Annotated in this window: 17 protein-coding genes; 6 read left to right on the top strand and 11 right to left on the bottom strand. The window is 75.5% G+C overall.

Annotated features, from left to right (window positions below; translation table 11 throughout):
- Positions 1 to 511: 511 nt before the first annotated feature.
- Positions 512 to 961: a PTS sugar transporter subunit IIA gene (locus ACZ3IL_RS17800; RefSeq protein ID WP_467391328.1), complete on the top strand. Its 450-nt coding sequence runs from the start codon at positions 512 to 514 to the stop codon at positions 959 to 961.
- Positions 962 to 1,042: 81 nt separating this feature from the next.
- Positions 1,043 to 2,713 (top strand): phosphoenolpyruvate--protein phosphotransferase, encoded by a 1,671-nt coding sequence (ptsP, locus tag ACZ3IL_RS17795; RefSeq protein ID WP_467391327.1) that lies wholly within the window; start codon positions 1,043 to 1,045, stop codon positions 2,711 to 2,713.
- A 71-nt stretch (positions 2,714 to 2,784) separates the two neighbouring features.
- Here ptsP and ACZ3IL_RS17790 read toward each other — a convergent pair whose 3' ends face one another.
- Positions 2,785 to 3,684: a hypothetical protein gene (locus ACZ3IL_RS17790; RefSeq protein ID WP_467391326.1), complete on the bottom strand. Its 900-nt coding sequence runs from the start codon at positions 3,682 to 3,684 to the stop codon at positions 2,785 to 2,787.
- A gap of 23 nt (positions 3,685 to 3,707) precedes the next feature.
- Positions 3,708 to 5,006, bottom strand: coding sequence for an MFS transporter (locus ACZ3IL_RS17785; RefSeq protein ID WP_467391325.1), 1,299 nt, complete (start codon positions 5,004 to 5,006; stop codon positions 3,708 to 3,710).
- Positions 5,007 to 5,096: 90 nt separating this feature from the next.
- On the opposite strand from ACZ3IL_RS17785, the gene ACZ3IL_RS17780 reads away from it, so the two are divergent.
- Positions 5,097 to 6,416, top strand: a complete 1,320-nt coding sequence (locus ACZ3IL_RS17780; protein WP_467391324.1) for a GntR family transcriptional regulator — start codon at positions 5,097 to 5,099, stop codon at positions 6,414 to 6,416.
- A gap of 221 nt (positions 6,417 to 6,637) precedes the next feature.
- Here the strand turns inward: ACZ3IL_RS17780 and ACZ3IL_RS17775 are convergent, their stop codons facing one another.
- On the bottom strand, positions 6,638 to 8,608 hold the full coding sequence (locus tag ACZ3IL_RS17775) for an acetoacetate--CoA ligase (RefSeq protein WP_467391323.1): 1,971 nt from the start codon (positions 8,606 to 8,608) through the stop codon (positions 6,638 to 6,640).
- 214 nt (positions 8,609 to 8,822) lie between these two features.
- Here ACZ3IL_RS17775 and ACZ3IL_RS17770 point away from each other — a divergent pair, with 214 nt between their 5' ends.
- A complete protein-coding gene (locus tag ACZ3IL_RS17770) occupies positions 8,823 to 11,171 on the top strand; it encodes a glycoside hydrolase family 31 protein (RefSeq protein WP_467391322.1) in 2,349 nt (782 codons plus the stop codon).
- 80 nt (positions 11,172 to 11,251) lie between these two features.
- Here the strand turns inward: ACZ3IL_RS17770 and ACZ3IL_RS17765 are convergent, their stop codons facing one another.
- Complete coding sequence (locus ACZ3IL_RS17765; protein ID WP_467391321.1) at positions 11,252 to 11,812, bottom strand: NUDIX domain-containing protein; 561 nt, start codon at positions 11,810 to 11,812, stop codon at positions 11,252 to 11,254.
- Between ACZ3IL_RS17765 and ACZ3IL_RS17760 the strand changes: the two genes are divergently transcribed.
- The gene (locus ACZ3IL_RS17760; protein ID WP_467391320.1) at positions 11,811 to 12,659 is read left to right on the top strand and encodes a M15 family metallopeptidase; all 849 of its coding nucleotides are present in this window, start codon (positions 11,811 to 11,813) and stop codon (positions 12,657 to 12,659) included. The genes ACZ3IL_RS17765 and ACZ3IL_RS17760 overlap by 2 nt on opposite strands.
- Positions 12,660 to 12,700: 41 nt before the next feature.
- Here the strand turns inward: ACZ3IL_RS17760 and ACZ3IL_RS17755 are convergent, their stop codons facing one another.
- The 4 genes from ACZ3IL_RS17755 to ACZ3IL_RS17740 are packed head-to-tail and all read right to left on the bottom strand — an operon-like array spanning position 12,701 to position 17,003.
- Positions 12,701 to 13,306: a GTP-binding protein gene (locus tag ACZ3IL_RS17755; RefSeq protein ID WP_467391319.1), complete on the bottom strand. Its 606-nt coding sequence runs from the start codon at positions 13,304 to 13,306 to the stop codon at positions 12,701 to 12,703.
- Positions 13,287 to 13,712, bottom strand: coding sequence for a DUF742 domain-containing protein (locus tag ACZ3IL_RS17750; protein WP_467391318.1), 426 nt, complete (start codon positions 13,710 to 13,712; stop codon positions 13,287 to 13,289). The genes ACZ3IL_RS17755 and ACZ3IL_RS17750 overlap by 20 nt, the downstream gene beginning before the upstream one ends.
- A gap of 10 nt (positions 13,713 to 13,722) precedes the next feature.
- Positions 13,723 to 14,160, bottom strand: coding sequence for a roadblock/LC7 domain-containing protein (locus tag ACZ3IL_RS17745; protein WP_467391317.1), 438 nt, complete (start codon positions 14,158 to 14,160; stop codon positions 13,723 to 13,725).
- Positions 14,157 to 17,003, bottom strand: a complete 2,847-nt coding sequence (locus ACZ3IL_RS17740; protein WP_467391351.1) for a sensor histidine kinase — start codon at positions 17,001 to 17,003, stop codon at positions 14,157 to 14,159. The genes ACZ3IL_RS17745 and ACZ3IL_RS17740 overlap by 4 nt, the downstream gene beginning before the upstream one ends.
- 436 nt (positions 17,004 to 17,439) lie before the next feature.
- Between ACZ3IL_RS17740 and ACZ3IL_RS17735 the strand changes: the two genes are divergently transcribed.
- The gene (locus tag ACZ3IL_RS17735) at positions 17,440 to 17,805 is read left to right on the top strand and encodes a hypothetical protein (protein WP_467391316.1); all 366 of its coding nucleotides are present in this window, start codon (positions 17,440 to 17,442) and stop codon (positions 17,803 to 17,805) included.
- Positions 17,806 to 18,046: 241 nt separating this feature from the next.
- On the opposite strand, the gene ACZ3IL_RS17730 is transcribed toward ACZ3IL_RS17735, so the two are convergent.
- The 3 genes from ACZ3IL_RS17730 to ACZ3IL_RS17720 form a co-directional block, all read right to left on the bottom strand.
- The gene (locus ACZ3IL_RS17730) at positions 18,047 to 22,678 is read right to left on the bottom strand and encodes a hypothetical protein (RefSeq protein ID WP_467391315.1); all 4,632 of its coding nucleotides are present in this window, start codon (positions 22,676 to 22,678) and stop codon (positions 18,047 to 18,049) included.
- A gap of 62 nt (positions 22,679 to 22,740) precedes the next feature.
- Complete coding sequence (locus ACZ3IL_RS17725; protein WP_467391314.1) at positions 22,741 to 23,643, bottom strand: hypothetical protein; 903 nt, start codon at positions 23,641 to 23,643, stop codon at positions 22,741 to 22,743.
- Between the two features lie 601 nt (positions 23,644 to 24,244).
- Positions 24,245 to 25,789 (bottom strand): hypothetical protein, encoded by a 1,545-nt coding sequence (locus tag ACZ3IL_RS17720; protein WP_467391313.1) that lies wholly within the window; start codon positions 25,787 to 25,789, stop codon positions 24,245 to 24,247.
- Between the last annotated feature and the right edge of the window lie 64 nt (positions 25,790 to 25,853).

Raw genomic sequence — 25,853 nt, 5'->3', positions numbered from 1 at the left:
GTTGATTTTTGGCACGCTGTTGAGTTCTCAAGGAACGGACGCTTCCTTCGTACTCACCCTTCCGGGCTTTCCTCCGGGCTTTTCCCTTCGGTCTTTCGTGTTTCCAGCTTAGCAGATCCGATTTCCGTTTCCGCCACCCGCTGGAGCGGGCTGCCGGAGGCGGAATTCGCTTTCGCGCTTTCCGTTCCCGGCGGGGTCAAACATTACCAGGCCTTCCGCGTCCCTCCGACCACCCCCCTGCGAGCACGCAGAGGTGTAGACCACTGGGGTTAGGATCTGGCCTGACAGGCACTGCCGACCCACGACTCAAGGCCGCGTTGGGGTCGGGCAGAAGTACGACAGTACATCCCACCGCCAGTGGAGGCAAACCGTCGCTGGTAGTCCCTAGCTCCGCCCAACTGGTACGTCTCGTGCGGAACCGGGACTTCCTATGACATACGCTTCTGAACAGTACGCCGTCCAGGACAGGCAGTGACGGCGCCACTCCATCTCCGCCCCTGGGAGGCTTCCCATGACAACCGTGACGTCGCCGCTTGCCGGACGCGCCATCGGTCTCGCCGCAGTTCCCGACCCGGTCTTCTCCGGTGCGATGGTCGGTCCCGGTACCGCCGTCGATCCCGTACGCGAGCCCTCCGAGGTCGTCTCGCCCATCGACGGGGTCATCGTCTCCATGCACCCGCACGCCTTCGTCGTCGTCGACGGCGAGGGACACGGTGTCCTGACCCACCTCGGCATCGACACCGTCCAGCTCAACGGGCAGGGTTTCGAACTGCTCGTGAACAAGGGTGACACCGTGACGCGCGGACAGGCCGTCGTGCGCTGGAACCCCGCCGAGGTCGAGGCCGCCGGCAAGTCGCCCATCTGTCCCGTCGTGGCCCTGGAGGCCACCGCCGACTCGCTCTCCGAGGTCGCCGAGGAAGGCGACGTGAAGACCGGCGACCGCCTCTTCGCCTGGAACTGAGCCGGTCCGTCCGCTGTGACGACCGCGCGTGGGACATTCAACGCGGCGGCCCGGGCCGCCGCTCAATCGGAGACGGGTGAGATGGAGACAACGCTGCGAGGCGTCGGCGTCAGCCACGGAGTGGCGATCGGCGAGGTCCGGCACATGGGCACCGCGGTCCTGGAACCGCCGGCCAAATCGGTTCCGGCCGAGGAGGCGGAGCGCGAACAGGGGCGTGCCCGTCAGGCCGTGGAGGCCGTGGCCGCGGACCTCGTCGCCCGGGGCAACCTCGCCGGTGGCGAGGCCCAGGCGGTGCTGGAGGCCCAGGCGATGATCGCGCAGGACCCGGAGCTCATCGCCGACGTCGACCGCCGGATCGCGGTCGGCAGCACGGCCGAGCGCGGCGTCTACGACGCCTTCTCGCACTACCGCGAGCTGCTCGCCGGCGCCGGCGAGTACATGGCGGGCCGGGTCGCGGACCTGGACGACGTGCGGAACCGGATCGTCGCGCGGCTGCTCGGCGTACCGATGCCGGGCGTGCCGGACAGCGACGAGCCCTACGTGCTGATCGCGCGGGACCTGGCGCCCGCCGACACGGCGCTGCTCGACCCGGCCCTCGTGCTCGGATTCGTGACCGAGGAGGGCGGGCCGACCAGCCACAGCGCGATCCTCGCGCGGGCGCTGGGCGTGCCGGCCATCGTGGCGCTGCCGGGCGCGGGCGAGCTGGCCGAGGGCACGCTGATCGCGGTCGACGGTTCCACCGGTGAGCTCTTCGTGGAGCCGAGCGAGGAGAAGAAGGCGGAGCTGACCGCCGCGGCCGCCGAGCGCAAGGCCGCGCTGACCACCTCCACCGGGCCGGGCGCGACCTCGGACGGGCACAAGGTGCCGCTGCTGGCCAACGTCGGCGGCCCGGCGGACGTGCCGGCGGCCGTGGAGGCCGGTGCGGAGGGCGTCGGCCTGTTCCGTACGGAGTTCCTCTTCCTGGACGACAGCGGGAAGGCTCCGTCCGAGGAGAAGCAGGTCGAGGCCTACCGGCAGGTGCTCGAGGCGTTCCCCGAGGGCCGGGTGGTGGTGCGGGTGCTCGACGCCGGCGCCGACAAGCCGCTGGACTTCCTGACGCCGGCGGACGAGCCGAACCCGGCGCTCGGCGTGCGGGGGCTGCGGTCGCTGCTCGACCACCCGGAGGTGCTGCGGACCCAGCTGACCGCGCTGGCGAAGGCGGCCGAGGGGCTGCCCGTCTACCTCGAGGTCATGGCGCCGATGGTGGCCGACCGTACGGACGCGAAGGCGTTCGCCGACGCGTGCCGCGAGGCGGGGCTGCGGGCGAAGTACGGCGCGATGGTCGAGATCCCGTCGGCCGCGCTGCGGGCGCGCTCGATCCTCCAGGAGGTCGAGTTCCTGTCGCTCGGTACCAATGACCTGGCGCAGTACACCTTCGCGGCCGACCGGCAGGTCGGTGCGGTGTCCCGGCTCCAGGACCCGTGGCAGCCGGCGCTGCTCGACCTGGTGGCGCTGTCCGCCGAGGCGGCCAAGGCCGAGGGCAAGAGCTGCGGCGTCTGCGGCGAGGCCGCCTCGGACCCGCTGCTGGCGTGCGTGCTGACGGGTCTGGGGGTCACCTCCCTCTCGATGGGCGCGGCGTCCATCCCGTACGTACGGGCGACGCTGGCCACGTACACGCTGGCGCAGTGCGAGCGGGCCGCGGCCGCGGCGCGGGCCGCGGACACGGCGCACGACGCGCGGCTGGCCGCTCAGGCGGTGCTGTCCGGGGAGTGATCCCGGGCGGGCGACGACGAAGGGGCTTTCCGTCACGGAGGTGGCGGGGAGCCCCTTCGTCGTGGGCGGGGTCAGTGGTGGGCTTCCCCCTCGTCCCCGGGGCCGGGGGCGAGGGGGAAGCCGGCGCGGTACTCGACCCCGGGTTCCGGGGGGAGGGGCTCTCCCGTGCGGGCGTCGGTGCAGTAGGCGGAGAAGACCTCGGCCTCGGTGAGGGGGGTCAGGGTGCCGCCGGTGAGGCGCCAGCCGTGGAGGCGGTCCGGGGCGCCGGGCACGGTGGTGCGCAGGACGACTCCCCCGGGTGCCCCGAGGGCGATGCCGGCGGCGAGGACGGCGGTGAACTCCGCGGCGGGCGCGGTCGGTCCGGTGTCCCCCGGCGGTGCGGTGCCGTCGCTGTGGAGGACGGCGAGGAGCTGGTCGGCGGCGGCGACGCTGCAGACGAGGTGGTGGGTGCCCGTCCCGGCGGCTTCGAGGAGGCGTACGAGCGTGTGCGCGGCGCGTTCGTAGGCGGCTTCGCCGATGTCCTCGCCGCAGCTCGCGCAGTCGCCGGCGGTGGCGAGGACGGTGGTGGCGTACTCCCAGGTGGCCTGGCGGACGGCGGTGTCGACGAGTTCGGGGAGGAGGGCGGTGAGGGGCTGCCCGGTGTAGGTGACGCGGGCGCCGGTGGCGGCGAGGTGGGCGGTGAAGCGGCTGCGGCTCGCGGGGAGGTCGGGGTCGGTGCCGGTCTCGGCGCACCAGGCCGCGTACTCCCCGGGGTCGAAGAGGGCGACGGTGGTGTGTCCGCCCCGGGTGGCGAGGGATTTGAGGAGGGCCTCCACCTGCCGGAGGTAGGTGGGGTGGTCGTCGAAGGCGAAGGTGCGGTACCGCCGCATGGCCGCGAAGTCCTGTTCGTCGGCGAGGAGGCCGACGGTGCTGGGGACCTCGCGGCGCAGTGCGCGGCGGAGGCTCGCCGTGGTGGTTCCGATCCGTGTCATGTCTCCCCCTGGTGACGGTCCGATCAGTTCTCACTCACCGTAACCTTCGCCACTGACAGTGACGATCCGGGGAGGCGTCGGCGGACGAGCCGGTTCTGGGCGGCGACGGTGGCGACGAGGACGGCGCCGAGGAAGGGCCAGGCGAAGGGCCCGGCGGAGACGAGTCCGGTCATCAGGAGGGGGCCCGCGAAGCGCTGGGTGGACTGGGCGAGGCCGTGGACTCCGAGGTAGGCGCCCTGGGCGTCGTCGGGGGCGAGCGCGACGGAGATCTCCCAGGAGGCGATGGTGTGGATCATCTCGGCGAAGGAGAGGACGACGGCCGCGGTGACCAGGGCGGCGACGGCCAGGGTGCGGCCGCCGAGCGCGGAGACGCAGACGGCGAGGGTGCCGGCGGCGAAGAGGACCGCGAGGGGGGCGAGCAGGCGGCGGGCGGCGTCGGTGGTGGCGCCGAGGCGGGAGAGCGGGACCTGGAAGAGGACGACGAGGACGCTGTTGGCGACGAGGAGGAGCGGGGCGAGGCCCACGGGCGCGTCGGTGGCGTGGACGATCCAGAGCGGGAGGGCGACCTGGAGGATCGAGTCGTGGAGGAAGAAGACGCTCTCCCCCGCCGTGAAGGCGAGGAAGCCCCGGTCGCGCCAGGGATTGGAGGGCGCCGCGGCGGGGGCGGTGCCGGCGGAGGCGGCGACGCGGGAGGCGGGGGCGGGGGGTTCGGCGCAGCGGAGGGTGAGGGCCGCCATCACCAGGTAGGAGAGGGCGTCGCCGACGAGCAGGAGCTGGAAGGCGGTGGTGGAGCCGACGGCGAGCGCCGCCGCGGCGCCGAGGCCGCCGAGTGTCCAGCCGAAGTTGGAGACGGTGCGGTTGATGGCCTGGTAGCGGACGCGTTCGGGACCCGCGACGCGGGCGGCGTAGAGCTTGGTGAGGACGTTGGTGGCGCGGTCGGGGAGGGCGCCGGCGGCGGAGAAGAGGACGAGGAGGAGGTAGCGGTCGGTGGTGAGGAGGGCCAGGAGGGCCGCGGCGCGCAGGAGTTGGGCGCAGATGATGACGCGGACGAGGGGGAAGCGGTCGGCGAGGCGCCCGCCGAGCGGCGCGCCGGCGATGCCCGCCGCGCCGGAGAGGGCGACGAGGAGGCCGACCCGGCCGAGTCCGAGGCCGGTGACGTAGGTGAAGTAGAGGGCCATGGCGGTGGACCAGAGGCCGGTGCCGCACTTGTCGATGAAGCCGACGAGGAGCATGCGGCGGCCGTCCGCGCCGCCGGGGACGCGGTCCCTGAGGGGGGTCCGGCGCCCGGGGAGCGTCCGGGCGGGTCGGGCGGTGCGGCTCATGGGTCCCCCTGTGACGCGCCGTGCCCCGCCGTCCGTGTTCCGCGCGGGAGCCCCTTGCGTCTCCATTTGTATTGATACATAATTCTTTACGTGACAGCACAGTATGTGATCGAGGGCGTCACCGCCAAGGGGATCGCCGCGTCCGTGGAGCGGGGCGTGACCGAGGGCCGGCTCGCCCCGGGGGACGCCCTGCCGCCGGTGCGGCGGCTCGCGGACGGACTGGGGGTGAGTCCGGGGACCGTCGCCACGGCCTACAAGGAGCTGCGGCGGCGGGGCCTGGTCGTCACCCGGGGCCGGGGCGGGACCGTGGTGGCCGAGGTCCCGTCAGTGGCCTCCCGGCGCCCCCCGCGCGTACCGGAGGGCCTGGTCGACCTCGCCGGCGGACATCCGGACCCGGCCTTCCTGCCCGTCCTGCGTCCGCCGGCGGCCGTCGTCCCCGCGTACGGCTCCCATCGCGCCGCGCCGCGTCTCGCGTCCCTCGAAGCCCTGACCAGGGCGTGGTTCGAGCGCGACGGGGTGTCCGCGCGGCACGTGACGTTCGCGCACGGGGCCCTCGACTGCGTGGCGCGGCTGCTCTCGACGGAACTGCGGCCCGGTGACGCCGTGGCCGTGGAGGACCCCGGCTTCCACCACCTGCTCGATCTGGTGCCCGCGCTCGGGCTGCGGACGGTGCCGGTGGCGGTGGACGGCGAGGGGCTCGTACCGGAGTCGCTGCGGACGGCGCTGCGGAGCGGGGCGCGCGCGGTGGTGTGCAGTCCCCGGGGGCAGTGCCCGACCGGGGCGTTCTTCACCCGGTCGCGGCGGGACGCGCTGGTGGAGGTGGTCCGGGAGTTCCCCGACGTGCTCGTCGTCGAGGACGACCACAACGCCGAGATCGGCGGGGCCGCCGCCCACACGCTCGCCGCGGCCGGGCTCGACCGGTGGGCGCAGGTCCGGACGGTGTCCAAGCACCTCGGGATCGACCTGCGGTGGGCCGGGGTCGCGTGCGACGCGGTGACCCTGGCGCGGCACGACGGCCGGATGCTGATGACGTCGGGCTGGGTCAGCCACGTGCTCCAGGAGACCGTGGCCGGCCTGTTCGCCGACGAGGCGGTGCGCGCCCTGGTGGCGGCCGGGGAGAAGGCCTACGCGGAGCGGCGGGCGGCGCTGATCGGCGCGCTCGGCGCGCACCGCGTCCGGGCCGTCGGCGCGAGCGGGCTGAACGTGTGGGTGCCGGTGCGGGACGAGTCGGCCGTGGTCAACGGGCTGCGGACGCGGGGCTGGTGGGTGGCCGCGGGGGCGCGGTTCCGGATCGCGGCACCGCCCGCGGTACGGATCACGACGGCGACGCTCGCGCCCCCCGACGCGGCACGGCTCGCGGCGGACTTCGCGGAGGTCCTGGGCGACGGGCAGGCGACGTACGGGGGGTGAGGCCCGGCGGGACGCGTACGGGGGGGGCCGTGGCCTCCCGGTGGCCCGGCCGGGCCACCGGGGCTCCTGGGCGTGGGCGTGAGGGGCCCGGCCGCCTGCGGGACGGCGCTCCTTCCGTCCCCCCGTCCCCGCCCCGGGACGCGGGACGGAAGGGGCGCCGTCCGCCCGGAGGGCGGGGCGGGACTCCCGCGTCCGCCCCGGCCGCGCTCCCGGTGCCCGTCCTAGCCGCGGCGGTTGGCGGCCAGGGTCTCGTAGAAGTGGAGGAGGTCCAGGTCGTCGACCGAGCCGGCGTTGACGGCCTTGGCCAGGGGGGTGCCCTGGAGGAGGCGCTTGACCGGGACCTCGATGCGCTTGCCGGTGAGGGTGTGCGGGACGCCCGGCACCTCGATGATCTCGTCGGGGACGTGGCGCGGGGAGAGTTCGGCGCGGATGGTGCGCTTGATGCGGTCGACCAGTTCGTCGTCGAGGGCGGCGCCCTCCGCCAGGTGCACGAAGAGCGGCATCCAGTAGCCGCCGTCCGGCTCCTCCAGGCCGATGACCAGGGACTCGCGGATCTCCGGAAGGCGTTCCACGGCCTCGTAGATGTCGGCGCTCCCCATGCGGACGCCCTGCCGGTTGAGGGTGGAGTCGGAGCGGCCGTGGATGACGACCGAGCCGTGGCCGGTGATCGTGATCCAGTCGCCGTGGCGCCACACGCCCGGGAACATCTCGAAGTAGCTGTCGCGGTAGCGGCTGCCGTCGGGGTCGTTCCAGAAGCGGATCGGCATGGACGGCATGGGGTTGGTGACGACGAGTTCGCCGACCTCGCCGGTGACGGGCTTCCCGGAGGGGTCCCAGGCCTGGAGGTCGGTGCCGAGTCCGGCCGCCTGGAGTTCGCCGACGTGGACGGGGAGGGTGGGGACGGCGCCTGCGAAGCAGGAGCAGACGTCCGTGCCGCCGCTGACGGAGGCGATCCAGAGGTTCTCGCGGACCTCGTCGTGGAGCCAGCGGAAGCCGTCGGGGGGCAGCGGGGAGCCGGTGGTGGCGACGCACTTCACGGCCGAGAGGTCGAAGTCCCGGCCGGGGTGCACGTCCGCCTTGGCGCAGGCCATCACGTACGCGGCGGAGGTGCCGTACAGGGTGGCGCGGGTGCGTTCGGCGACGCGCCACTGGGCGGCGGTGTCGGGGTGGCCGGGGCTGCCGTCGTACAGGACGATCGTCGTTCCGGTGAGCAGGCCGGAGACGAGGAAGTTCCACATCATCCAGCCGGTGGAGGTGTACCAGAAGAACACGTCGTCGGGGCCGAGGTCGCAGTGCAGGCCCAGCTGCTTGACGTGCTCGACGAGGATGCCGCCCTGGGACTGGACGATCGCCTTCGGCAGGCCGGTGGTGCCGGAGGAGTACAGGACCCACAGGGGGTGGGAGAAGGGGACCTGTTCGTAGACCGGCTCGACGTCGGCGGCCACCAGGTCCGACCAGGCGAGGGTCCCTTCGGGGGCCGGGGTGCCGAGGAGCGGGACGTGGACGACCGCGCGGAGGGTCGGGAGTTCGGCGCGCAGTTCGGCGGCGGTGTCGCGGCGGTCGTGCTCCTTGCCTCCGTAGCGGTAGCCGTCGACGGTGAAGAGGACGACCGGTTCGACCTGCTGGAAGCGGTCCAGGACGCTGCGGGCGCCGAAGTCCGGGGCACAGGAGGTCCACACGCCGCCGACGGCGGCGGTGGCGAGGAGGGCCACGACGGCCTGCGGGACGTTGGGCAGGTAGCCGCTGACCCGGTCGCCGGGGCGTACGCCGAGGGCGCGCAGTTCGGCGGCCAGGGAGCCGACCTGGCGGCGGAGCTCGGCCCAGGTGGTCGGCGTGGGCTCGTGCGTCTCGTCCACGTGGAGCAGGGCCGTGTCGTGGGGGCGCTCGTCGGCGGTGCGCAGGGCGTGCTCGGCGTAGTTGAGGGCGGCGCCGGGGAACCAGTCGGCGCCGGGCATCGAGCGGTCGCCCAGGACCCGTTCGTACGGGGTGGAGAAACGGATGCCGAACCATTCGGCGACCGCCCGCCAGAACGCTTCGAGCTCCTCGACCGACCAGCGGTGGAGCGCCGGGTACCCGCCCTCGGCGGGAGCGCCGTGGTGTTCGGCGGCCCAGGCCTGGAAGCGGGTGACGGCGGCCGTGGCGATGCGTTCCTCGTCCGGCTGCCAGAGCGGCTCGGTCTGCGCTGATGTCATGGGGCGGCTCCCTGGCTGTACGCGGGGTCTGCGTGTGTCCCGCGCACGTGCTGGGGTGTGCGCGTGACGCGGCTGACAGGACGATGCCATGTGATCGTCTTTCGCACCAGGGTTGCCCGCCCACGGTCGGCCGGTTGAACATGTGCTCCCACCACGGGTGAACGGCGGTTGAACGGAGCTTCCCGGGCCTCCGGCGGGTGGCAGGGTGAGCCGCATGAACGGTCGTGGACTGCTGCGTTCGGTGAGGGTGTGGGGTGCTGTGGGGGGCCTGCGGGCGGTGCGGTCGGCGTGGCGGCGGCGTCGCACGGACGCGTGGGGACTGCCGCCGCGGGGGGCGGAGCGGGCCCGGGTGCCGGGACTCGCGACGGCGGCGGAGCCCGCGCCGGGCGGCGGGACGATCCGGTTCGCCCGGTCGTCGCTGCGGCTGAGCGTGTCGGCGGGCGGCACGGTCTTCTGGGGGTGGGACGGCGCCGGGCCGCTTCCCTCGTACGCGCTGGCCGGCGAGGCGCCCGAACCGGACCCCCGGGCGTCCCTGGAGCCGGACACGGACGGCGGGTGGCGGATCGTGTCGGAGCGGGTGACGGTGGCGGTCTCCCGGTACGGGGCGGTGGAGATCCGCACGCCGGGCGGGCTGGTGCTCCGCCGGGACCTGCCGCCGCGCTGGTGGGAGCCCGTGGCGGCCGGGGTCGGCCCGGGGGTTCCGGGGGGCTTCGGGACCGCGCGCTGGGCGCAGCGCAGCGAGGTGCCGGCCGACGCGCGGTTCTTCGGGCTCGGCGGGCGGGCGGACGGGCCGCGGCTGCGGGACGGTTCGTACCGGTTGTGGAACACGGCCTCCGGGAGCGCTTCCGGGGACGGTCCGCCGCCGGTCACCATGCCGGTGCAGTTCGTGGTCTCGGACGCCGGTGCGCACCTGGCGTTCCACGACAACTCCTGGGACGGCCGGCTCACCCTGGCCGAGGGCGAGGAGGGGGGCGGCTCCGGGCACGACCGGCCGGGTACCGGCGAGCTCCGGATGGAGGGCGGTCCGCTGCGCTGCTGGGTGGTGGTCGGCACCCCCGCGCGCGTGCTGCACGGCTGGGCGGCGCTGACGGGCGCGCCCGCGCTCCCGCCGTCCTGGGCGCTCGGCCCGCAGTACGCGCGGGGGGACTCCGGCGGCGCGGCGGAGGTGCTGGCGGCGGTGGACGGGCACCGGGAGCGGGGTCTGCCGCTCTCCGCCGTCCGTCTGGGCGGCGGGCGGCGGGAGCGGGCCCCCGGTCCGCACGGCCCGTCCGGGCTCGCGGCGGAGCTGCGGGAGCGGGGCGTGCGGCTGGTGCAGGTCGTGGAACCGGCGGTGCGGGCGGAGCCCGGGGACCCGGTCTACGACGGCGGGCGCGCGGTGGACGCCTTCGTCCGGGACGGCCGGGGCCGGGAGGTGCGGGGGACGGCGCGGGCGGGCGAGTGCGCCTACCCGGACTTCACCGATCCGGCGGTGCGGGAGTGGTGGGGCGGGCTGTACGGGGAGCGGCTCGGGCCGGGCGCCTCCGGGGTGGCGCACGACCGGAACGAGCCGTTCCTCCCCGTCCCGTTCGGCGACCCGACGCTGCCGCGCTCGGCGCGGCACGCGCTGGACGGCCGGGGCGGCGACCACCGGGAGGCGCACAACGTGTACGGCCTGACGATGGCCCGCGCCGGGTACGAGGGGCTGCGCCGGGCGCGACCCGGGGAGCGGCCCTTCGTGCTGTCGCGTTCCGGCTGGGCGGGCACGCAGCGGTACGGGGGCGTCTGGACGGACGGACCGGCGGGGTGGCCGGGGCTGCGGGCCTCGCTCGCCGCGGTCCTGGGGCTCGGGCTGTGCGGGGTGCCGTACGCGGGCCCCGGCCCGGGGGCCCCCGGTGACGAGCCGTCGCCGGAGCTGTTCCTGCGCCGCTGCCAGCTGGCGGCGTGGCTCCCGCTCTTCGGCACGCGCGCGGGGGACGGCCCCGGGCCGCGCGAGCCGTGGGAGTTCGGGCCCGGGGTCCTGGAGCACGCGCGCGCGGCGCTGGCCGAACGGGAGCGCCTGCAACCGTACTTCACGACCCTGGCGCGGCTCGCCCGGATGACGGGCGCGCCGTACGTCCGGCCGGTGTGGTGGGGGACGCCCGAGGACCGGGCGCTGCGGGACTGCGAGGACGCGTTCCTGCTCGGCGACTCGCTGCTCGTGGCGCCGGTCCTCACGCGGGGCGCCGGCCGGCGGGCGGTGCGGCTGCCGCGCGGACGCTGGTACGACACGGCGACGGGGCGGGCGTACGAGGGGCCCGGACAGGTGCTGCTCGACGCGCCCCTGTCGCGGATACCGGTGCTGGCCAGGGCCGGCGCGGTGCTCCCGGTGCGGGACGGGGAGGCCGGGCTCGCCCTGGAGGTGTGGGCGCCCGCCCCGGGGCGGACGGGCGGGGGGCTCGTCGTACGGGACACGGGGGACGGCTGGGAGCCGGCCGTGATCGAGCGGTACCAGTCGCGCCCGGTGGACGGCCGGGTGGTGGTGGAGCGGGTGACGGACGACGGGGTGGAGGAGGCGGGGCTGCCGGTGCGGGTGCGGGGGCTCTGACGGCCCGGCGCCTCCCCCGGGCGGTCACCGGGCGGGGCCGGCGTGCGGCGCGGTCCCGGTGCGTCCCCGGCTCGCGTTCCTCAGTCGTACTCTCCCCCGAACCACTTCCGCACCGCCTCCGTGTGGAGCGGGAAGGCCAGTTCCTCCGTGGTTCGGAGGAGGTGGTGGCCGGCGGTCTCGTCCGTCGGGGCCGAGGCGGGCAGGGCGGAGGCCGGGCGGGGCGGGAGGAGGCCGAAGAGGAGGAGGTGGCCGGAGGGGGAACTCATCGCGTCGGCCAGGCGGACCTCTCCCGCGGCGGCCTCGATGCCGGTCTCCTCGCGCAGTTCGCGGACGACGGCGGCGCGCCAGTCCTCGCCGTGGTCGATGAAGCCGCCGGGGAGCGCCACCCCGCCCCGGTGGGGCTCGATGGCGCGGGTGACGACGACGAGGCCCGCGCCGGCCGCGTCCGTGGCGGGCAGGAGGGCGACGGCGACGGGCAGCGGGTTGCGGTGGGCGGTGTGGCCGCAGCGCGGACAGGTGCGGGGCCAGGCCGCGCCGGCCCGGTGGGGTGCTCCGCAGGAGGAGCAGTGGGAGTCCTTCACCGTCCGACCGTACGCGACCGCCCTTTCCCGGTGCCGCCGGAACTGATAAACGGTGTCCATGACAGGACTGACAGGATGGACAGGACCGGCGAAGCCCGCCTCCGCCCTCCGCGCCCTCGCCCTCACGGCCGCCGCCGGGCTGCTCGCCGCCACCGGCTCCGTCGCGGCCCCCGCTCCCCCGGTGTCGGCCGCGCCGGAGCCGAAGGCGCCACGGGAGTTCGTGGCCCTCTCCTCCGTCGATCCGACGATCCTCCAGGAGATGCGGTACGCGACGGCGCACAACTTCGTGGGCGAACGGGTGGACGGCTACCGGCAGCCGCTGTGCCTCCTGACCCGGCCGGCGGCGGAGGCGCTGCACCGGGCGCAGACGCGGCTGCTCGCCCGGGGCTACACGCTGAAGGTGTACGACTGCTACCGGCCGCAGCGGGCCGTCGACCACTTCGTGCGGTGGGCGAAGGACCTGGAGGACGAGCGGATGAAGGAGGAGTTCTATCCGCGGGTCGACAAGTCGAGGCTGTTCGAGGACGGCTACATCGCGGAGAAGTCCGGGCACAGCCGGGGTTCGACGGTGGACCTGACGGTCGTGCGGCTGCCGGCGCGGCCCACGCGCGCGTACCGGCCGGGCGAGGAACTGGTGGAGTGCTACGCGCCGCGGGCGGAACGGTTCCCCGACAACTCCGTGGACATGGGGACCGGGTACGACTGCTTCGACACCCTCTCGCACACCGACGACCCGCGGATCACGGACGCGCAGCGGGCCAACCGGCGGTTGCTCGAGGGCGCGCTGGCCGAGCAGGGGTTCGTGAACCTGCCCGAGGAGTGGTGGCACTTCACGTTCGAACCGGAGCCGTTCCCGGACGCGTTCTTCGACTTCCCGGTGGCGCGCCGGTCGGTGGCCGGGCACTGAGCCCCCGGCGGAGGGCCCCCGGGCGGGGGCCCCCGCCGGGATCAGGAGGTGACGGCCGCGTGGGCGCGGTCCGCGAGGACGAGGGCGTTCTCGACGACCGCCACGAGGACGTTCTTCACGGACTCCCGGTCCCGCGCGTCGCACATCAGGAGCTCGACCTCGGGGTCGAGGTCGAGCGCGCCGCGCACGCTCTCGGCGGGGAACCGCTGGGCGCCCTCGAAGCAGTTGACGGCCACCGTGAACGGGATGCCGCGCCGCTCGAAGTAGTCGATGGCCGCGAAACTGTCCTCCAGGCGGCGGGTGTCCGCGAGGACGACCGCGCCCAGGGCGCCCTGGGCCAGCTCGTCCCAGAGGAACCAGAAGCGGTCCTGGCCCGGGGTGCCGAACAGGTACAGGACGAGGTCCTCGCGGAGGGTGATGCGGCCGAAGTCCATGGCGACGGTGGTGGTCTTCTTGGCCTCGACGCCGTGCAGGTCGTCGACGGGCCGCCCCGCCTCGCTGAGGACCTCCTCGGTCCGCAGGGGCCTGATCTCGCTGACCGCGCCCACCAGCGTCGTCTTGCCGACCCCGAACCCGCCGGCGACGAGGATCTTCAGGGTGACGGGTTCGACGAAGGGCTTGGTGCGGCTAGAGCGCCCGAAGGCCATTGATCACCTCGCGGAGGATGTTCACGTCCGGCAGCTCGGCCGGCGGAACGGGGCGGGTCACATGGACGAGTTCGTCCTCGACGAGGTCGCCGACGAGGACCCGGACCACCCCTACGGGGAGATCGAGTCCGGCGGCGAGCTCGGCGATCGACTGGGGCTGCTCGGAGCAGCGTTCGACGATCTCCACGTGTTCCGGGGAGAGCGTCTGGTCCCGGCCGGGGTCTTCGGCGGCGGGTTCGGGGACGACCACCGCGATCAGGTCGAGCCGGTGGCGGGTGGCGGCGCTCGTCCGGCCGCGGGTCATCGCGTACGGGCGGACCACCGGCCCGGCCTCGTCGTCGAACCAGTGGCGGGGTCGCGGGTCGCGCCCCGCCGCCGGCCGGTTCCGTTCGGCTGCGTCACTCATGCCGTCCCACTCACCCTCCCGAGGGCAGTCCGGTCCGGGGGGCCGTCGCGAGGTGGGCCCCGACCCGCTTCACCATCAGCGTCATCTCGTAGGCGACCTGGCCGACGTCGGAGTCGGCGTCCGCGAGCACCGCGAGACAGCTGCCGTCCCCGGCGGCCGTGACGAAGAGGAAGGCGTCCTCCAGTTCGACGACCGTCTGGCGCACCTTGCCCGCCTCGAAGTGGCGGCCGACGCCCTTGGCCAGGCTGTGGAAGCCCGAGGCGACGGCGGCCAGGTGCTCGCCGTCCTCCCGGGTCAGGTCCCGGGAGGCGCCGGTGGGAAGGCCGTCGCCGGAGAGCACCAGGGCCTTCCGGATGGAGCCGACGCGCTGGACGAGTTCGTCGAGGAGCCAGTTCAGTTCGCCGTTTCCGGAGGTCGTGCTGGGTGCTGCGGCGTGCGGTGCGGTCATCGACCGTCCCCCTCGGGTGTCGTTCCTGGTGCTGTCGGGTCGTCAGGGTCGTCGGTGTGCCGCCGTCCGCGCTGCCACCCGCGCTGCATGGCGGCCATCCGGGCGCGCACCTCCTCGGCGTCGCGCTCGAAGGAGTCCGGACCGCCGGACGCGGCCCCGGTGCCCGTACGGGCGGCTTCGCCGCGTCCCGCCGGGCGGTCGTCCGCGCGCAGCTGGGGCGCCAGGCTGGCCTGGCGGACGCGGCGGGGCAGGCCGTCGAAGGGGGCCGGCGGCGCGGGGGCCTCCGGCCGCGCGGGGGCGTCCGGCCGTACGGAGCGGCCTTCCGGGCGGGCGGGGCCCCGGGGCGGTGCGGGCTCCTCCGTCCGTGCCGCACCGCGCGGCGGTACGGGACCTCGCGGCGGTACGGGGACGAGGGTGGGGCCGTCGGAAGCGGGGTGCGACCGGCCGGGGAACGGGTGGGCGTCGTCCGGCGCGGGGCGGGCACGGTCGGGGGACGGGCCGGGGCCGTCCGGCGACGGGTGGGCGCGGTCGGGTCCGTCGACACGGCGGCCGTGGTCCACGACGAGCGTGGGGACCCGGCGGCGCGGCAGCGGCACGGAGCGGTGGCCGGGGCCGCCGGGCGCGTCCTCCTCGCCGCGGCCGGCGGTCCGGTCCGGGGCCTGCTCGTGCTGCTCGCCCGCGGGGGCGGCACGGCGGCGGCTCCGGGGCCTGAACAGGCCGCCGCGCTCGCTCTCGGTGTCGAGGAGGTCCGCGGACCGGTCGAGGAGCGCGTCGAACCCGTCGCCGCCGAGCGGGGCCTCCAGCTCGACGGGGCCGTCGACGGGACCGGGCACGTCGGTGACGTCGGGGACCCTGGCGAGCGCCGGGCGCCGGGTGGGCAGGGCGGTGTCGCCGTCGGCGCGGCCGGGGGCCCTGCGGTCGAGCCGGAAGCCGGCGCCCTCCGTCTCGGGCGCGTCGGTGAGCAGCGCGGCGGGGATGAAGACGACCGCGGTGGTCCCCCCGTACGGCGAGGTCTGGAGCGAGACCCGGACGTTCTGGCGCTGGGCGAGGCGGCTGACCACGAACAGGCCGAGGCGGTCGGTGTCCGAGAGCTCGAACTCGGGGGTCTCGGCGAGGCGGAGGTTGGCGTCGAGCAGGGCGTCGGGGTTCATGCCGAGGCCCCGGTCGTGGATCTCCAGGGTGAAGCCGTTGGCGACCCGCTCGCCGAGCACCTGGACGGCGGTGTGCGGGGGCGAGAAGACGGTGGCGTTCTCCAGGAGTTCGGCGATGAGGTGGGTGAGGTCCGCGACGGCGGGACCGCCCACGCCGAGGCGGGGCAGCCGGCGCACCTCGATCCGCTCGTAGTCCTCGACCTCGGCGACGGCGGCGCGGACGACGTCCATGAGCTGGACGGGCTTGCGCCACTGGCGGGAGGGGGCGGCGCCGGACAGGATGACGAGGCCCTCGGCGTGCCGGCGCATGCGGGTGGTGAGGTGGTCGAGCCGGAAGAGGTCGGCCAGCTCGTCGGTGTCCTCCGTGCGCCGTTCCATGGTGTCGAGGAGGGTGAGCTGGCGGTGGAGCAGGACCTGGTTGCGGCGGGCGAGGTTGACGAACACCTCGGAGACGCCGCGGCGCAGCTCCGCCTGCTTGACGGCGGCCTCGACGGCGGCGCGCTGGAGGGTGTTGAGGGCCTGGCCGACCTGGCCGACCTCGTCCTCGCCGTAGCGCAGGTGGGGCACCTCGGTGGTGACGTCGACCTGTTCGCCCGCGGCGAGCCTGCGCATGACGCTGGGCAGCCGTACGCCGGAGACCTCCTGGGCCTCCTTCTGGAGGCGGCGCAGGTCGCGGACGAGGCGGCGGCCGATGCGGACGGAGATGAGGACCGAGGCGAGCAGGGCGAGGAAACCGAGGACGCCGGCGACGCCGGCCTTGAGGAGGACGCTGTACGCGGCGGGCCGGACGCGGTCCTGGTAGCGGTCGCCGGCGGCGGTGTCCTCGCGGGCGAGGGCGTCGAGGACGGGACCCGCCCCGTCCTGCCAGTGGGCGGCGGCGACGGCGCGCGGGCTGTCGGTGGGGCCCTGGGAGACGACGGCTTCCTCGGCGGTGCGCAGCGGCAGGGTCTCGGGGCCGCGCCAGAACTTCTCGAAGCGGCCGCGCTCGGCGGCGGGCAGGAGTTCGAGGTTGGTCTCGTAGAGCTGCCGGCGGTTGGCGATCAGGTCGGACACCGCGCGTACCTCCTGGGCGGTGACGCGGTCCGCGACGAGCGCGGAGAGCACGAGGGCGTCCTCGCGGGAGAGCAGTTCGCGGGCGCGGGTGACGCCGACGAGGGCACGGCCCTGCTTGTCCATCTCCACGTTCTCCAGGGCGTGGAGGGTGAGGAGGAAGGCGTGGCAGGGGTCGACGAGCCGGTTGTAGAAGTCGAGTGCCTGCATGCGGCCGATGCTGCGCTGCTCCACGGAACGGCGGAGCGACGCGAGGCCGTCGAGCGCTTCGAGGAGGGCGTTCAACCGCTGGGCGGCGACGGGCCGCATCTCCCCGCGGACGCCGGGGTCGGCGGCGTTGGCGCGGACGCGGTCGATCTGCCGGTCGGTGGCCCGGCGGGTCTCGCGCAGGGAGTCGAGGGCCTCGGAGCCCCGGGGGTCGGCGAGGTAGACGAGCGACTGCCGGCGTTCGAGCTGGATGACCCGGGCGGTGTCCTCCAGCGGGTGGCCGACCTTGTCGACGATGTAGCCGACGTCGAGGAGCTGGTCGGCCTCGCGGCCCGTGAGGACCGTGGCGAAACCCCACAGGCCGGTGAGGGAGACGAGGGGGACGAGCAGCAATGCCACGATCTTCCTGCGGATGGACTTCCCGCGAAAGCGCATGGCCTCCCCCAGCTCGGTCCCGTGCGTCACGAGGGCCCTTCGCGTTCGTGACGTCCCGCGTCGGCACGCGGCGTCGACCTTGAGTTCCAACAAACGGCGGCGCGAGCCTACTACTGCATCGCGGCCGTTCCGTAGGCGTGTCCGGGCTATTTTCAGCCTGCCGAGTGACCGCCGATCATGAGATGTCCCGTTATCCGGGTAGTTGGGATCGGTGACCGTGGCGCAGGACACCTGGTGGGGCGTGGTCCCCGCCGGTCCGCCGAGATGGCTGGAACTACGCGTTCCGGTCCCGCCGGAACCGCGTTGTCTCCGGTGGGGGCGAAACCTTTTCCCTCTGCCGCGCGTCAATGGGTACGGGGTGGGTTCTGTCCGCGTAAAGGCGCTCGCAACGGGCAGCCGTCCCTGAAGTCGTTCAGTGGTGGGGAGTGACAGGACAATGGAACACGAGGAGCGGCCGTCGCGGCAGTTGTGGGTGGAGGACGAGCGGGGACGGCGGCGCATGCCCGACCCGGTGCGCAACGCCGCCGTGCGGGCCGTCATGATCACGTCGGTGACCCTCGTCCAGGCGGTGGTGGCGTTCTTCTGCAGCCTCGCGGGCTCGTGGCTGGCCTTTCCGGTCACCCTGACCGCGGTGGCCTCGACGGTCGTGGCCACCTGGAGCGTCCTGGACGTCTGGATCACCCGTCAGGTGTGGCACCAGCGCAACGGCGTGGTGTCGGAACCGAGCAGCACGGCCCGTCCGGCACTGCGCCCGCGGCGCGGTGAGGGCCGGGCGGAGGCGACGCTGTCCGAGGCGGCCTGAGGGTACGGAGGCGGCCCCGGGAGGCAGGGGAACGGCCGGCGCACGGAAGCGGTCCCGGAACGTACGGGGACGGCCGGCGCACGGAAACGGTCCCGGAACGTACGGGGACGGCCGGCGTACGGAAACGGAAGCGGGCCCGGGACGCACGGAAGCGGCCCCGGGGCGCGAGAGAGCGGAGAACGGCCCGCTCCCGCCGGAACACACCGGCGGGAGCGGGCCGTTCTCCTTGCCCCGGGACCGCCTACGGGGTCTCCGCCGGAGCCGGCCCGTCGGACCGGTGGCGGCGGAACATCCGCGTCGCCGTGATCTCGCCGTGCACCGGCTCGCCCTCCGGGTCGCTCTGCGGCAGGCCGGGACGCAGGTGCTCCTCCACGCTGATGTACTTCAGGCCGGCCCGCAGGTCGGCGTCGTTGCGGAGCCGGATCACCAGCGGGAACTCCGCGAGCGCGGTCGTGTCGAAGAGGCCCGTCGTGTAGAGGAGCTGGACGCCGAGGGCGTCCGACACGGCCCGCTGGAGCTCCAGGAGGTACGTGGCGTTGGCACGGCCGATCGGGTTGTCCAGGAAGAGCGTGCCCGCGTGCCGGTGCTTGTCGCGGCCCCGGTCGTTGGAACGGAGCGCCGCCATCGTGCAGTACAGGGCGATGGCGGCGGTGAGGAGCTGGCCGCCGGAGAAGACGTCGCCCATCTGCCCGACGGGCACCCGCTCGGCGCGCAGCACCGCGTCGGGCTTGAGGATCTCGACGGAGACGCCCTTGGGCTCCAGGGCCGCCTGGACGCCCCGCAGCAGCAGGGACATGCCGTCGCGGCGCAGGTCGGAGTTCTTCCTGACGGCGGCGCGGGTGGCCTCGTCCACGACCTCGCCCAGCCGCTCCGCGAGGGTGGCCTGGTCGGGCTCCTCGAAGCGGATGCGCAGGAACTCCTGGCCGGACCACTCCCCGAGGCCCTCGGGGAGCCGGGAGAGCCGCTGGGCCGAGCGGAGCGTGGCGAGGGAGGACTCCACGAGACCGCGCAGCCGGTCCACGATCGAGTCCCGGTTGCGCTCCAGCTGCGCGAGCTCGTCGGTGAGGACCCGCAGCCGGGGCGCGAAGGCCTCGGCCCACTTGGCGGCGTGCTCGGGGAGCGCGGACGCCGGGAGTTCGCGGATCTGCTGACGGGCCGGGGTGCGCACCTGTTCGTAGCGGGTGGAGTTGGCGTGCCGGACGAGGACGTCGCTCGCCTCGCGCACGGCCGCGTCGGCGGCGGACAGCTCGGCCGTCCGGCCGCGCAGCGCCCGGCGCGCCTCGGCCGCCGCCGTACGGGCCTCCTCCAGGGTGCCGGGGTACGGCTCCGTCTCCTCCCGCTCCTCCTCCGCGTGGTCGCGGAGCAGGTCCCTCAGGAGGGCGGCCGTCTCGTCGAAGCCGCCGGCCGCGTCCTCGGCGGCGCGGTGGTCCCGGAGCAGTCCGGCGTGCGCGGCGCGGGCGGCCTCCAGGGCGGCGCTGCGGGCGGCGAGTTCGGCGGTCGCGGTGCGCAGGAGGACCTGGGCGCGCTCGGCGTCGGCCGGCACCAGCTCCTCGGGCAGTTCGGTGTGCGCCCCGCCGTCCTCGGGGGCCAGGCGCTCGGCCTCGCCGCGCAGCCGGCCCAGCTTCTCGCTCGCCTCCGAGGCACGGGTCTCCAGCATCTGGACCAGGGACTCGGCGCGGGCGGCGGCGGCCTGCCGGGACGGGCCGTCGGCGCCGTCGGTGGACTCCAGGAGCTGTTCGGCGCGGGTGCGGACCTTGTTGGTGAGGCGGTTCAGCTCGGCGAGGGCGGCGGACTCGTCGCTCTCGGCACGGGCCTGCTCGGCGCGCAGGTCGGCGCCGACGCCGACCTTCTCGTACAGCCGGGACGCGGCCCGGTAGGCCTCGCGGAGGGTGGGCAGGGCGGTGCGGGGCGCGGTCGCGTCCGCCTCGGGGAGCGGGTCGGGGGCGCCCGCGATCTCGGCGCGTTCGGCCCGCAGGGCGCGGGCGGTGCGGTGGGCGTCGTCGGCGGCGCGCTGGGCGGCGCGGCGGTCCTCGTCGGCGGCGCGGGCGCGCTCCAGACAGGTCTGGGCGCGGGCCTCGGCCTCGGCGGCGTCGTCGGCGAGTTCACGGAGCTTGGCCTGCCAGGCGGACCGCTCGCGGAGCCGGAACGCCAGGCCCGCGAGGGCGTCGGCGGCCCGGCGGGCGCGCTGGGCGGCCTCCTGGCGCTCGTCGCGGACCCGGGCCGCCTCGACGGCGGTCTCGTCGGCCTCGGCCCGGACCGTACGGGCCTCTTCGAGGGCCGCCGCCGCCGTTTCGGCGGTCTCGCGGGCGGCCTCGGCGGCGGCGGCGAGTTCGGCGAGCGTGCCGGGCGGGCAGTCGGCGCGCCAGGCGCCGATCCGGGCGGCGAGGGACCGGTCGCCGGCGAGGCGGGCGGCGAGGGCGCGGATCTCCTCGTCGCGGGCGGCGGCACGCGCGCGCAGGGCGTGCCGCTCCTCGTCGGCCGCGTGCTCGTCGTGCATGGCCGGGTTCGGCGGGACGAGGAAGACCCCGCCGTCCCCGTCCGTCTCCCGCGCCGGTACGGGGGCGAGCAGGGCGGCGGCGGTGCCGACGGCGACGGCGGAGCGGGGCAGCAGGGCGGCGGCGGCGAGGACCTCGCGGGCGCGTCCGTACGAGACGGGGTCGGTGATCACGACGCCGTCGACCAGTTCGGGACGGGCGGCGAGCACGCGCGCGTGATCGGCGGGGTCCACGGCCTGGGCGAGGTAGCGCCAGCCGGGGAGGGCCGGGATGCCGTGCTCGCCGAGGTGTTCGACGGTGGCGAGGACGTCGGGTCCCGGCGGCAGCAGGCCTCCGTCGCCGAGGGCGCCGAGGATGCGGGAGTCGTCGGCGGCGGCGGTGCGCAGTTCGAAGAGCTGCCGTTCGGCGGAGGCGACGGCCCCGTCGAGCAGGGAGCGCAGTTCGTCGGCGTACCGGTCGAGGTCGGTGACGGTGAGCGGTCCCTCGTGGGGGACGGGCGCGGGCCTCGCGGAGCCGTCCTCCGCGTGCTCGCCCGAGGGCAGTCCGAGGAGTTCCGCCAGGCGCTCCTCGGAGGCCAGGGACTCGGCGGCGCGGCGCTCCGCGTCGTGGGCGTTCCCGGCGGCGGCGGCCGCGTCGGCCGCGCGGGCGGCGGCGAGTTCGGCGCGGGACTCGGCTCCGGCGGCCTCGCGGGCGCGGTCGGCGGCGGCGCGGGCGGCCTCGCGCGCGGCGTCCCAGGCGGCGACCGCCGTCTTCTCGGCGTCGCTGGCGGCGAGCGCGGCGCGGGCCGGGTCGGCGTCGGGGGCGGTGTCGTCGAGCCAGCCGGCCCGTACCGCCTCGGTGGTCTCCTGCTCGACCTCGGCGAGCCGCTGGCGCAGGTGGCCGGCCTCGCTGCGGGCGCGCTGGGCCTCGGTCGCGGCGGCGGTGGCATCGCGGTGGGCGGCCTCGCCCTCCTCCTGGAGGGCGGTGGAGCGCTCCTCCTCCTCGGCGGCGCGCCGCTCGCCCTCCTCGGCGGCCGCGGCCAGGGCCCGTACGAGGTCGGCGGCGGCCTCGGCGCGGGCCGCGAGGGCGGGGGCGGCGTCCCGTTCGGCCTCGCGGATGGCGACGGCCACGCGCGCGGAGCGGTCGGCGGCGGCGCGGTGGCGGAGCACGGCCTCGGCGGCCTGCCAGGCGGCGTGCAGGGTACGGGCGTCGGTCAGTTCGCGGCGCTGGGAGGCCGCGCCCTTCTCGGCGGCGGCCAGGGCCAGCGAGGCGTGCCGGTAGGCGAGTTCGGCGGCGATGAGGGCACTGCGGCCCCGGGCCTCCTCGGCCTCGGCGACGGCGTGGGCGGCGGAGGTGACCCGCTGGGCGAGTTCGGCGCCCCGCCCGCGTTCCCCGGCGGCGCGGGCGGAGAGCCGGCGGGCGAGGGTGCGGGTCCGGCGCTCGGCGGCGGTGTGGACCTCGCGCGCGTGGGTCCGGACCCCGGTGGCCTCGACGATCCGGCCCAGGAGGTCCACGGAGCCGGCCGTGAAGTCGCGTTCGGCGGTGAGTTCGGCGCGGCGGCCGAGCTTGTTGCCGAAGCCGCCGACGAGGTCGGCGAGGCCGTCGGTGTCCCGGGTGTCGGTGACGGCGCGCAGCAGCAGGTCGGTGAAGTCGGAGTCCTTCTTGACCGCGAAGAGACCGGCGGCCTCGCCCTCGTCGGCGTTCATCTCGCGCTGGTAGCGGAAGAGTTCGGGGTCGAGGCCGAGTTCGCCGAGGTGTTCGTTCCAGCGGTCGTGGATCTCCTCCCAGACCACTTCGAGGTGCGGATACGCCTTGCCGGCCTCGGTCAGCGCGTCGCGGAAGCCCTTCATGGTGCGGCGGCGGCCGCGGGCCCCCGAGACGCCCTCCGCGGGCGGGCGGACCGAGGTCGCCTCGGCCACGGGGAGGTTGTCCAGGCTGAGTCCGGGGCCGGGCCGGAAGGAGTACCAGGCCTCGGCGAACTTCCGTGGGTCGTTGGAGACCTGACGGCCGCGCCACTCGCTGGCCTTGCCGACGACGACGAGTTCGCCGGTGAGGGTGTGCTGCCACTCCAGGGCGACGTGGCCGCAGTCGTCGGCGAGGAGGAACTTGCGCAGCACGCCGGAGCTGGCGCCGCCGAGGGTGTTGCGGTGGCCGGGGAGCATGACCGAGAAGATCAGCTTGAGGAGGACGGACTTGCCGCCGCCGTTCTCCAGGAAGAGCACGCCGGCGGGGGCGGGGCGGCGCGGCGGGCCGACCGGCTCGTCCTCGAAGAACTCCGCCTGGGCGGGGGCGGGGTGGGGCACGGGGGCGCCGACTCCGCGCAGGTCCAGGACCGTGTCGGCGTAGCGCGCGCCGGCGGGGCCGATGGAGTAGAGGCGGACCCGGGACAGCTCGTACATGGCGGGGACTCTCGTGCTGGGAAGGTCGGTGGTGCGGCGGGACCGCGCGGGGACGGGCGGGGTTACGCGTGGAACGGGAGGCCCGCGTCGGCCGCGAGTTCCAGGTCGTCGCCCTCGGGCGGCGGCAGGAGGGTCGCGGAGCCGTCGCTGACGGGGACGACGCCGAGTTCGAGGAGTTCGGCCATGGCGGCGGAACCGGCCATGTCGCGGACCTGGAGCTGGTAGCGGGCCGTGGTGCGGTAGGAGCCGCCGCCCTCGTCGCCGGTGCGCTGGAGGAAGCCGGATTCGGTGAGGAACGCGGCGGCCTTGCCGACGATGCCGGTGGTGGAGCCGGCCAGCCTGCGGGCGTCCTTGGTGGCGCCGGTGGCGCTGCGGCGGGCGTAGGTCCGCCAGGCGGCCTCCAGGCCGGGGGCGCCGGAGGCCGGGTCGGTGTTCTCGCCCTCCTCCTCGGCGCGCTGCTCCAGGCGCAGGCAGGCCTGGCGCACGAAGGCGTCGACGCCGTTGACGGTGAACCGGCCGATGTACGAGTCGTCGGCGAGGTCCTCGGGGCGGGGGAAGGCCATGGCGGCGACGGCGAGGTGCGCCAGGCCGTGGAGGAACCGGTCGGCGGAGTCGGTGGAGGCCCGGCGGGCGTAGTCGCCCATGCGGACGGCGAAGACGGAGTCCTCGTCCGCCGTGACGGCCATCCCCGCGCGCGGGGAGACCTCCAGGACGATCAGGCCGAGGCCGGTGGCGACGGCGTCGGCGAGGCGCGCGAAGGCGGGGTCCTCGCGGTAGCGGCGGAGGAGATCGGCGTACTCGGCGTCGCGGGCCGGGAGCAGCTTGGGCTGGAGCCCGAAGGAGACGAGCCGGGCGGCGTCGGCGGCGTCGGCGGGGGTGACCGCGGCCGGGGCGGGGGCGGCCGGGGGCTGCGGGGGCTCCTGCTCGCTCCACGCGTCGGCGTGCTCGGCGTGGGTTTCGCTCACGGCTGGGGCTCCTCGGGACGGCTCTCGGTCGGTACGGCGCGGGCGGCGGGTCGGGGCAGGGGCAGCGGGACGGGCGTGACGGCCGCCGGGGCGGCGGGGGGACCCGGCCGGCCGGCGGGCGCGGGCGGCTCGTCCGTGAGCCGCACGGCCCGTACGGAAGGGGGGCCGCCCCGGTGCCGCGCGGGTCCGGGGCGGGACGGTCCGGACAGGGGGACGACGCCGAGGCGGGGGGCTCGCGGAGGGTGCTCCCCGGTCTCGCCGCGCGGGCCGGCGGGCGGCTCCACGGGCACGGACGACAGACGGAGGCCGGGGGCGCGTCCCGGTTCCGGGGCGGTCTCCGGCTCCGGGGACGTCTCCGTGTCCCGGAAGGTCTCCGTGTCCCGGCGGATCTCCGGGACCCGGCGGATCTCCGTGTCCCGGCGGGTCTCCCCTCCCGGGGAGGGTTCCGCTCCCGTGCGGCTTCCCCCGTCCGCGTCGGGCCCGCCCTCCGGGGCGTGCCCCGTGACGGCTTCCGGGACGGGGACGGCGGACGGAGGGGCTGCGGGGGCCGCGGGCCCGGCGGGGACGGCCGGGACCCGGGAGGGCTCGGGCGGGACGGGGGTCATGTCGCCTCCGTACGGTCGGCGGCCATGCCCGCCGCGTCGAGGAGCGCCGTACCGACGATGAGGTCGGCGCCGCCGAACTCGGGGTCGTCCAGCGGGGTGCCGTCGTCCACGGCGAAGAGCAGGCGCTCCTCGCCCTGGCGGTAGGCGGTGCCGACCGGGGGGCTCGCCGCGTGGACGGCGAGGAGGGCGACGAGGTACGGCAGGTCGGGGTCGAGCCGGCGGGCGTCCGCGAGCAGGCCGGAGAGGCGGCGCGGGGCGTCGTGCTCCAGGTCGAGCAGGCGCAGGGCGCTCGCGAGCTGCTCCTCGCTGAAGCGGGAGTCGTCGGGGGTGGCGATCAGGTCGGGTTCGGGCATCTCCGCGCCGAGGTGCTCGCGCTCGACGGGCGGGGTGAGGAGCAGGTCCACGAGGTCCCCGAGGCGGACGGAGGCGGGGGTGCGCGGTCCGGTGCCGTGGGCGAAGAAGGCGTCGGTGACGCGGGTGGCCCGTTCGACGGGGAGCGTGAGGAGCGGGGCGACCAGCTGCCCGTACAGGTCCAGCCCGGTGTACGCGGCGGGGGCGGCGAAGGCCTGGCGGTCCTGCTCGGCGCGGAAGAGCGGCCCGGCCTCCAGGAGGCGGGACTGGAGCTGGGTGTGGCGCCGGATGCAGTCCTTGACGATGTCCACGAGTTCGGCGGCGCGGCGCTTGTGCTCCGCCGTCTTCGCGTCGGTGGCGGCCTCGGCCTCGTCGCGCGCCCTGCGGATGTTGGTGAGGATGGCGTTCTCGTGGCGGTAGCGGTCGGCCACGTGGTCGAGCGCCTCGGCGATCATGTCGGGGACCGCCTGGAGCCAGTCGACGGCGCGGACGTTGCGCCGGGTGGCCTCCAGGGTCCTGCGGAGGGTCTCGGCGTACTGCACGGTCCGGTACCGGGCCTGTTCGGCGGCGAGTTGCGCGTCGGCGAGGCGGCCCCGGCTGATGAGGACCTCCAGCTTCACCTCGGCGGCGATCTGGGCGCTGGTGACATCGGTGTCGAGGGCGCCGACCAGGACGTTGACGGCCTCGTCGGTGGTGCGGAGGTAGACCCCGCCCCCGTATCCCGGGACCTCCTCGACCAGTTTGAAGTCGTAGTCCCTGCGGACGTAGACGCCGTCGGGACCGAAGGTGCCGTAGACGGCGCGGAAGCCGCGGTCGACGCTGCCGACGTTGATCAGGTTCTCCAGGACCCAGCGGGCCACGCGCTCGTGCTCGGCGGCGGGGCGGGAGGGGGCCTGGGCGGCGACGCGGGGCAGCAGGCGGGCGACGATCTGCTCGTGGTCGGCGCCGGTGTCGAAGTCCATGTTGAGCGTGATCAGGTCGATCGCCGCGAGGGCCACCTCGGCCATCGCGTAGACCGTGTACTCGCCCGCCAGGTTCGCCTTGCGGACGTCGAGGTCGTGCAGCGGGGCGGTGCACGCGAGCGCGCGGAGCCGCCGCGCGAGCCCTTCGTCGGCGGCCGGGCCCTGCGCGGGCCGCGGCCCCGCGCTGAGCTGGGGCGGAACGAGGTCCGTCGAGGCAGGCGAAGTCACGGTGCACAGATTAGGTCCTCCCCCTGACAACGGTCGAAACCGTGCGGATGCGGCCGACTCCCCG

The sequence above is a fragment of the Streptomyces sp. NPDC014907 genome (assembly GCF_055562975.1).
The sequence above is the reverse complement of the archived record's forward strand: the minus strand, read 5'-3'. Positions and strand labels throughout refer to the sequence as shown.

Bases quoted from the DNA above. Each gene is read 5' to 3' on its own strand.
- ACZ3IL_RS17800 (WP_467391328.1), top strand. From the start codon at position 512: ATGACAACCGTGACGTCGCCGCTTGCCGGACGCGCCATCGGTCTCGCC.
- ACZ3IL_RS17730 (WP_467391315.1), bottom strand. From the start codon at position 22,678: ATGTACGAGCTGTCCCGGGTCCGCCTCTACTCCATCGGCCCCGCCGGC.
- ACZ3IL_RS17755 (WP_467391319.1), bottom strand. From the start codon at position 13,306: ATGGCCTTCGGGCGCTCTAGCCGCACCAAGCCCTTCGTCGAACCCGTC.
- ACZ3IL_RS17760 (WP_467391320.1), top strand. From the start codon at position 11,811: ATGACAGGACTGACAGGATGGACAGGACCGGCGAAGCCCGCCTCCGCC.
- ACZ3IL_RS17745 (WP_467391317.1), bottom strand. From the start codon at position 14,160: ATGACCGCACCGCACGCCGCAGCACCCAGCACGACCTCCGGAAACGGC.
- ACZ3IL_RS17740 (WP_467391351.1), bottom strand. From the start codon at position 17,003: ATGCGCTTTCGCGGGAAGTCCATCCGCAGGAAGATCGTGGCATTGCTG.
- ACZ3IL_RS17750 (WP_467391318.1), bottom strand. From the start codon at position 13,712: ATGAGTGACGCAGCCGAACGGAACCGGCCGGCGGCGGGGCGCGACCCG.
- ACZ3IL_RS17770 (WP_467391322.1), top strand. From the start codon at position 8,823: ATGAACGGTCGTGGACTGCTGCGTTCGGTGAGGGTGTGGGGTGCTGTG.
- ACZ3IL_RS17785 (WP_467391325.1), bottom strand. From the start codon at position 5,006: ATGAGCCGCACCGCCCGACCCGCCCGGACGCTCCCCGGGCGCCGGACC.
- ACZ3IL_RS17775 (WP_467391323.1), bottom strand. From the start codon at position 8,608: ATGACATCAGCGCAGACCGAGCCGCTCTGGCAGCCGGACGAGGAACGC.
- ACZ3IL_RS17765 (WP_467391321.1), bottom strand. From the start codon at position 11,812: ATGGACACCGTTTATCAGTTCCGGCGGCACCGGGAAAGGGCGGTCGCG.
- ptsP (WP_467391327.1), top strand. From the start codon at position 1,043: ATGGAGACAACGCTGCGAGGCGTCGGCGTCAGCCACGGAGTGGCGATC.
- ACZ3IL_RS17790 (WP_467391326.1), bottom strand. From the start codon at position 3,684: ATGACACGGATCGGAACCACCACGGCGAGCCTCCGCCGCGCACTGCGC.
- ACZ3IL_RS17735 (WP_467391316.1), top strand. From the start codon at position 17,440: ATGGAACACGAGGAGCGGCCGTCGCGGCAGTTGTGGGTGGAGGACGAG.